The organism is Thermoanaerobaculia bacterium (genome assembly GCA_018057705.1).
Taxonomy (GTDB): Bacteria; Acidobacteriota; Thermoanaerobaculia; order Multivoradales; family JAGPDF01; genus JAGPDF01.
The window spans coordinates 21,141-27,587 of sequence record JAGPDF010000062.1 but is presented as its reverse complement, the minus strand read 5'-3'; the positions used below and the strand labels follow the sequence as shown (position 1 = coordinate 27,587).

The 6,447-nt window shown below is 69.9% G+C and carries 6 protein-coding genes; all 6 read right to left on the bottom strand.

The genetic code is table 11. The annotated features are described in order from the left end of the window. On the bottom strand, positions 1-1,620 hold a 1,620-nt coding region (locus tag KBI44_16290), incomplete at its 3' end, for a hypothetical protein (protein MBP9146038.1). 82 nt (positions 1,621-1,702) lie between these two features. After that, a complete protein-coding gene (locus KBI44_16285; protein ID MBP9146037.1) occupies positions 1,703-2,536 on the bottom strand; it encodes an ABC transporter ATP-binding protein in 834 nt (277 codons plus the stop codon). Then, a complete protein-coding gene (gene cbiQ, locus KBI44_16280) occupies positions 2,533-3,414 on the bottom strand; it encodes a cobalt ECF transporter T component CbiQ (protein MBP9146036.1) in 882 nt (293 codons plus the stop codon). Before cbiQ ends, KBI44_16285 begins: the two co-directional genes overlap by 4 nt. Then, the gene (gene cbiM / locus KBI44_16275) at positions 3,411-4,526 is read right to left on the bottom strand and encodes a cobalt transporter CbiM (GenBank protein ID MBP9146035.1); all 1,116 of its coding nucleotides are present in this window, start codon (positions 4,524-4,526) and stop codon (positions 3,411-3,413) included. Before cbiM ends, cbiQ begins: the two co-directional genes overlap by 4 nt. A 73-nt stretch (positions 4,527-4,599) precedes the next feature. Continuing rightward, a protein-coding gene (prfB, locus tag KBI44_16270) for a peptide chain release factor 2 (GenBank protein MBP9146034.1) occupies positions 4,600-5,728 on the bottom strand; the annotation gives its coding sequence in 2 pieces (ribosomal slippage) (positions 4,600-5,655 and positions 5,657-5,728; 1,128 coding nt in all). A gap of 86 nt (positions 5,729-5,814) precedes the next feature. Continuing rightward, positions 5,815-6,447 (bottom strand): apolipoprotein N-acyltransferase (gene lnt / locus KBI44_16265; protein ID MBP9146033.1); only part of this gene is annotated, 633 nt, incomplete at its 5' end.

Genomic DNA, 6,447 nt, shown 5'->3' with positions numbered 1-6,447 from the left:
TCCGGCATCGACCGCCGGACTGGCCGAGGAGAGCGCCACAGTCGGCAAGCAGGGGCTGCCAGGGAATCCGATCGTGCATCCGTTGTCGCCAGGTGGCAGCGTCAGCGGATCTTCGCCGACGATGTCTCCCGGGCCGGAGAAGATGCAGGAGATGTCCGGCGTCTGCGCCAGATTGAAACCGAACGAGGTGAGCGTCGCCGTTGACCGGCAGTCGGGACCGATCGTCGCCATGTTGCCGGAAAGCAGGGTGTCGACGAGCCGGAGGCCATCGCCCGGCAGAGCTTCGTCCAATGCGTTGTAGATCCCGCCCCCGGCGGAAAGGGAGATGAACCCAAAATCCGGGCAGGTGTTGCCGACGACGCTGCTCGACGCGAGTTCGGCGATCGAACCGAGGTTCGCGATCCCCCCTCCGAGACTCGGGCCCTGCAGCGCGTGAACTCCCAGGCCTCCCTCCGCGGTATTGCCGAGGAAGCTCGAGGCGACGATCCGTCCGATTCGGCCAGTGTTGTCGAGTCCACCGCCGCGGCCCGTGCCGCCAAAGGCGCCGAGAGCCCGATTGGCCGAGTAAGTCGCGCGGGCGATCGTGTCGATGACTCCGCTGTTCGAAAGTCCGCCGCCGAGACCGTCCGCGAAAGCGAGGTTCGATGCCCCACCGGCGCGGGCGACATTCGCCGAGAACAGGGCATCCCTCAGCTCTTGCACACGTCCTCCCGTCACTGAGATGCCCCCGCCGGACGCCGAACCGCCCATGCCGACCGGTGCAGCTTCCCGGCCGGCCAGGTTGTCCGCAATCAGAAGATGCGCCAGCGAGCCCGCTTTGGCATCGCGCAGGGCGATGGCGCCGCCGGAATTCGGGTTCGAGAGGAACGCCCCGGGGGGCGCTGGAGAGGCGCGATTGCCCTCGAACCGACTCCAGGTGATCGCTCGGAGGTCGCCGGCTTCGACCGCGACAGCCCCGCCACGCGCGTCGAAGCCGATGACCTCGTTGCCGGAGAACGTCGAGCCGACGATCTCGAGAGACCCGCCGAGCGCCGCTAGGGCGCCGCCGCGCGCAGCTCCGGCGGTCTGCGGTCCGCCTTCGGGTCCGCCGCGCGCCGTATTTCCCATGAACTCACAGTCATCGATCTTCAGCGCCCCTCCAGCGAGCAGGAGCACGGCGCCACCCGAGGCCATTTCGCCGGTGCCCATGGCGGCGACACAGCCGTTGCGCAGCTTCAAACCGAGGAGCGCGAGATCGCCGCCGGCGGCGACCTCGAGAAGACGGAAGGAAGCGGAATCCTCGACTTCGCAGGCCAAGGCGTTCGAGCGCTCGATGACCGATCCGGCGCCGGCCTCGATGGCGATGGCACTCGAGATCGCCGGCAGACCGCTGGGACCGCCCTCGACGACCGCCGTCACGGGAGCCGTCAGCACGACATCGGCACCCAGCACCAGCATGTCGGCGCCGGTGCCCGCGGTGCAACCGCCGACCGCAGTGTCGCCGTTCGCCGAGAGGATGGCATCGCCCAGATTGCAGGTCGTGCCGTCGACCGCGATGACCGCGCCCCGGGCCCCGCCCGCGGCGCAGAGTCCTGAGACAAGAAGCGCGCGGACGATCCTCGCAGCGAGTCGGCCTGTCATTGTCGTGCTCCCGGGCGAAAGCGCCCTGCCGCGTCAACCCAGAGTCTACTCTTCTGGCGCTGCCGCCTCCCCGAAGGTCGAGCTAGGACTCGCCATGCTGGTGGCGATGCAGATGCGGGTGAGAGTGGTGGACACCCGGGCCGTGCGAGTGACGATGGCTGTGGACGAGACCGGTGCTGGTGAGGAGATCGAGGTCGCGGACGATCTCCGCCGGCGGGCGGTCGGCAACCAGGCGGCCCTGCTGGAAGACCAGGCAGCGGTCGGCGATCTCTTCGATCACCCCGAGGTCGTGCGTCGCGACGATCACCGTGCGCGCCGTCCCCTGCCACTGCTCGAGCAGGTCGATGACGCCGCTTTGACTGCGCGGATCGAGCCCGGCGGTCGGCTCGTCGAGGAGGATCACTTCCGGGTCGAGGATCAGCACCGAAGCGATCGCCACCCGCTTCTTCTCCCCCATCGACAGGCGGAAGGTCGGCCGCTCGACCACCGCGCGCAGCTGCATCCTGTCGACCATGCGCTCGACCTCGTCGCGGATCCGCTCTGTCGGCCAGCCGAGCTGCAGCGGGCCGAAGGCGATCTCGTCGCGCACCGTCGGGTTGAACAGCTGCACCTCCGGATTCTGGAAGACGAAGCCGACCCGGCGGCGAAACTCGTGGTTCGCGCGCTCGTCGAGCAGTGCTTCGGGAGTGAGCTCCCGCCCGTCGAACCGGATCGTGCCCGACGACGGCGGCTGCAGGGCATCGAGCAGCAGCAGAAGGGTCGACTTGCCCGAGCCGTTGGCGCCCAGGAGCGCGACGCGCGTGCCGCGTTCGAGAACGAGCGAGCAGGCATCGATCGCGACGATCTCCTCGTAGCGGAAGCTCACCTCGCGCAGCTCGAAGAGCGGCCCGACTGTGCTGCTCGCCGGGTTGCTCATCTCCCCGACCAGATCGCGGCCGCGCTGATACCGAGACTCGCGGCGACGGCGACCCAGTCCCGGCCGCGCATCGCCAGCGGCTCGAGCAACCGCGCCTCGCCGGTGAAGCCACGCGACAGCATCGCCAGGTAGACCTGCTGGCTCGTCGACATCGTCTTCGACAGCAAAACGCCCGTCGTGCGCGCGAAGAGCCTGCGCGCCTCCGGCGTCGGGAGCCTCCCCACGGTGCGGCTGCGCCGGGCGAGGAAGAGATCGCGGGCGCTCGCGAGCAGCAGGAAGAGGAAGCGGTAGGTCATGCCGAGAATCACCACCACGGTCGCCGGCGCGCGCAGACTGCGCAGCGCCGCGAGCAGGCGCGCCCAGGGGGTCGTCAGCACGAGGAGCAAGGTCAACGACGTGATGGTCTCCACCCGCAACAGGAGAAAGCCGACGGAACGCGCCCCTGCAGCCGTGATGCCCAGCGCTTCCGGGAGGCCCGGCGCCGGCGGACCCGGCGTGATGACGAGCGCCGGACCGCCCACGAGCGCGGTGAAGAGCAACGCTGGCAGCCAGGCACGCAGCGCGAGCTCCCGCAGCCTCAGCCGAGACAGCAGCGCGAGCACCAGCGCTCCGGCGAAGAGCGCGCCGAGAATGGCGAAGGTCCGCGCCTGCCCGGCCGCCACGACGAAGCCGGCGAAGCCGAGCCACTTCGCACGGGCATCGAGCGACTGGAGAGCCCCGCCGCGACGGGCGGTCTCTTCGGCATGCAGCGAGCGCTCGGCCACCCGCAGCAACTCGGCGAGCGTGCGCTCGATCGGCGAACGGCCGGCCAGACGGAAACCGGTGGACGCCACCGCCGCCGGGACCTTCGCCGGGGCATTCCCATGCTGAGAGGTCATTCCTGCGACAGCGCGGCAGGAGAGCCGCCGCGCCGAAACCGGTCGCCGATGGCTTGCAGGCCGGCGACCGCGAGCAGGATGAGCCCGACGCCGACGAAAGCCGACACCAGATAGCCCATCGTCGCGCTGCGGAGAAAGGCGGGGGCATAGTCCGGCAGCGGTGCCGTCCAGAGGGCTGAGAGCTGCACGAGCCCGCTCGGAGCTGCGGCCGGGAGCAGGGCTCCGCCACTCGCCGCGGCAATTCCCGCCCGCGCCGCCGGATCGGAGAAATCCTCCGGGCTCCACTCCGCCCAGGCGCTGCCGGCGGCGAGCAGGCCCAGGGGCGAGAGCACCAGCAGGAGCCCCAGCAACGCCCACAGCCCGCGCGCAGCGAAGAACGTCGGCGCCGGCCGGGGCGCGCCGACCGCCGGGGTTGGACTCGCGACACCGCCACCGAACGCTCCGGACCCGAGCAGACCGCGCTCGCTCTGTTGGAGGTAGCGCACGACGCCCGCGGTGAGCAGCCCCTCCGCAAAGCCGGCGAAGGTCAGGTGCCCGAGCATCATCGCCGGCAGGGCCACTGCGAGCGGGTACGGAGCGTAGAGCGCCGCACCGGTGGCGTCGTGGAAGAGCAGCGGCTGCAGGCCGAGCTCGAACGCGGTGAGCAGCGCCGCGACGTTGATCGCGCAGTAGCCGGCGAGCCCGCCCGCGAGGACCCGCCGCCGGGCGTCGATCGGCGAGCTGCCGGCGACGAGCCGGTAGACCGCCGCCGCCGTCCACGAGCCGGCGACCGCGATGTTGAAGCAGTTGGCGCCGAGCGCCAGGATCCCTCCGTCGCCAAAGAGCAGCGCCTGGATGGCGAGCGCCACCGAGATGGCGATCGTCGCCCCCCAGGGGCCAAGGACGATTGCGGCCATGGCGATGCCCGCCGCGTGCCCCGTCGTTCCACCGGGCAGCGGCAGGTTGAACATCATGATGACGAATGAGAATGCCGCGAAGAGCGACACCAATGGCACGAAGCGGGTGGCGAGGAGTGCCCGCACACGGCGCAGCGCCGCCGCCCAGAACGGCATCGCCGCGGCGTAGAGCACCGCGCAGGTCGAGGGGCTGAGGTAGCCGTCGGGAATGTGCATGGCGGGGCCCGGGTGAGACTAGCACCGGCACCGCGGAGCCCCTGCCGCGTCGCAGGGTGGCAGCGCCCCGCTCCTACAGGGAGTCCGCGTCGCTGTCGGAGCCCGGGGCGGCGATCCTTCCCTTGAGCCAGGCTTCGAGGAACGGGTCGATGGCGCCGTCGAGAACGCCGTCGGCATCGCCCACGGTCTCGCCGGTGCGGTGGTCCTTGACCATGCGGTAGGGCTGCAGGACGTAGCTGCGGATCTGGCTGCCCCAGGCGTTGTCCATCTTGGCGCCTTCGACCTTGTCCTGCTCCGCCTTGCGCTTCTTGAGCTCCAGGTCGTAGAGCCGGGCGCGCAGCATCTTCATCGCCTGGGCGCGGTTCTTGATCTGGCTGCGCTCGTTCTGGCACTGCACGACGATGTTGGTCGGCAGGTGCGTGATGCGGATCGCCGAGTCGGTCTTGTTGACGTGCTGGCCGCCGGCACCGGACGAGCGGAAAGTGTCGACGCGCAGGTCCTTGTCGTTGATCTCGATCTCGATCGTGTCGTCGACTTCCGGATAGACGTAGACGGAGGCGAACGATGTGTGGCGCCGCGCCTGCGAGTCAAAAGGGCTGATCCGCACCAGGCGGTGCACGCCGTTCTCGCCGTTCAGATAGCCGAAGGCGTTCGGGCCGCGCACCGCGAACGTCGCGCTCTTGATTCCGGCCTCTTCGCCGTCCTGCTGGTCCATGAGCTCGAGGGCATAGCCCTGCTTCTCCGCCCAGCGCACGTACATGCGCAGCAGCATCGAGGCCCAGTCCTGCGACTCGGTGCCGCCGGCGCCGGCGTTGATCGCCATCAAGGCGTTCTTGTCGTCATCGGGTCCGGAGAGCTTCAACTGCAGATCGAGCTCACCCACCTCGCGCTCGAGGCGTTCGACGAAGCGCAGCGCGTCGGGGTCGGCGTCGCCGGAGGAGCCCAGGAGCTCCTGCCAGGTCGCGATCTCCTCGGCGTCGGACCTCAACGAGCGCAGGTTCGCCACCTTGCGCTCGATCTGCCGGCGCTTCTGCATGAGACCGGCCGACTCGGTCGGCTTGTCCCAGAATCCCGGCATCTCCATCTGCCGGTCGATGTCCTTCAGCTGATCTTCGACGCCGGCTTCTTCAAAGATACCCCCGGATCGTGGCGAGCTCTTCGCTCAGGCGGCCGAGGCGCTGCTGCAGTTCGGAGGCGAGCATGTCGGGGCGCAGAATATCAAGCGGGCTCCCGGACGTCGAACCTCCTTCGCCGCGGCAGCGGAGCGAACCTTCTGCGAGGGAACGGTTTAGCGCCGGGGGCGGCGTCCGAATGCCAGAGCCAGGAGCGCGGCGCAGAGCGCCGGCACCGTCCAGGGCGCGCGGGCGAACGGTGTCAGATCGGAGCGCCCCTCGAACCGCGCCCGGAGGAGCCCGCTTTCGCCGACTCCGAGCTCGCCGCGCACCGAGCCGTCCGGCGCGACGACCGCGGAGACCCCGGTGATCGCGGCGCGCAGCAGCCAGCGGCGGTTCTCCGCGGCGCGGAAGCGCGCCGCCCGCAGATGCTGCCAGGGCGCCGCGGTGTCGCCGTACCAGGCGTCGTTCGTCAGGCTCACCAGGACGGTCGCGCCGGCGCGGGTGAGTTGGGCGACCTCGTCCGGAAAGACGACCTCGTAACAGATGGCCGGGCCGAGACGCTCCCCCTCCCAATCGAGAAGTTGGATACGGTCGGCAGGAGAGAAATCTCCGGCGTTCCTCGCCAGGCTCGAGATGAACGAGAAGACGCTGGCGAGCGGCACGTATTCGCCGAACGGCACGAGGTGGCGTTTGTCGTAGCGTGCCGGCTGCCGGCCGGGCGAGATCAGGAGCGCCGAGTTGAAATAGCGCTCGTCTGCCTCGCCGGGGGCTTCGGAGACCGAGTTCAGCAGCACCGAGCAGCCGCG

What these genes read in the sequence shown, in the direction of transcription:
- KBI44_16285 (MBP9146037.1), bottom strand. Translation starts at nt 2,536, where the DNA reads ATGAGCAACCCGGCGAGCAGCACAGTCGGGCCGCTCTTCGAGCTGCGC.
- cbiQ (MBP9146036.1), bottom strand. Translation starts at nt 3,414, where the DNA reads ATGACCTCTCAGCATGGGAATGCCCCGGCGAAGGTCCCGGCGGCGGTG.
- cbiM (MBP9146035.1), bottom strand. Translation starts at nt 4,526, where the DNA reads ATGCACATTCCCGACGGCTACCTCAGCCCCTCGACCTGCGCGGTGCTC.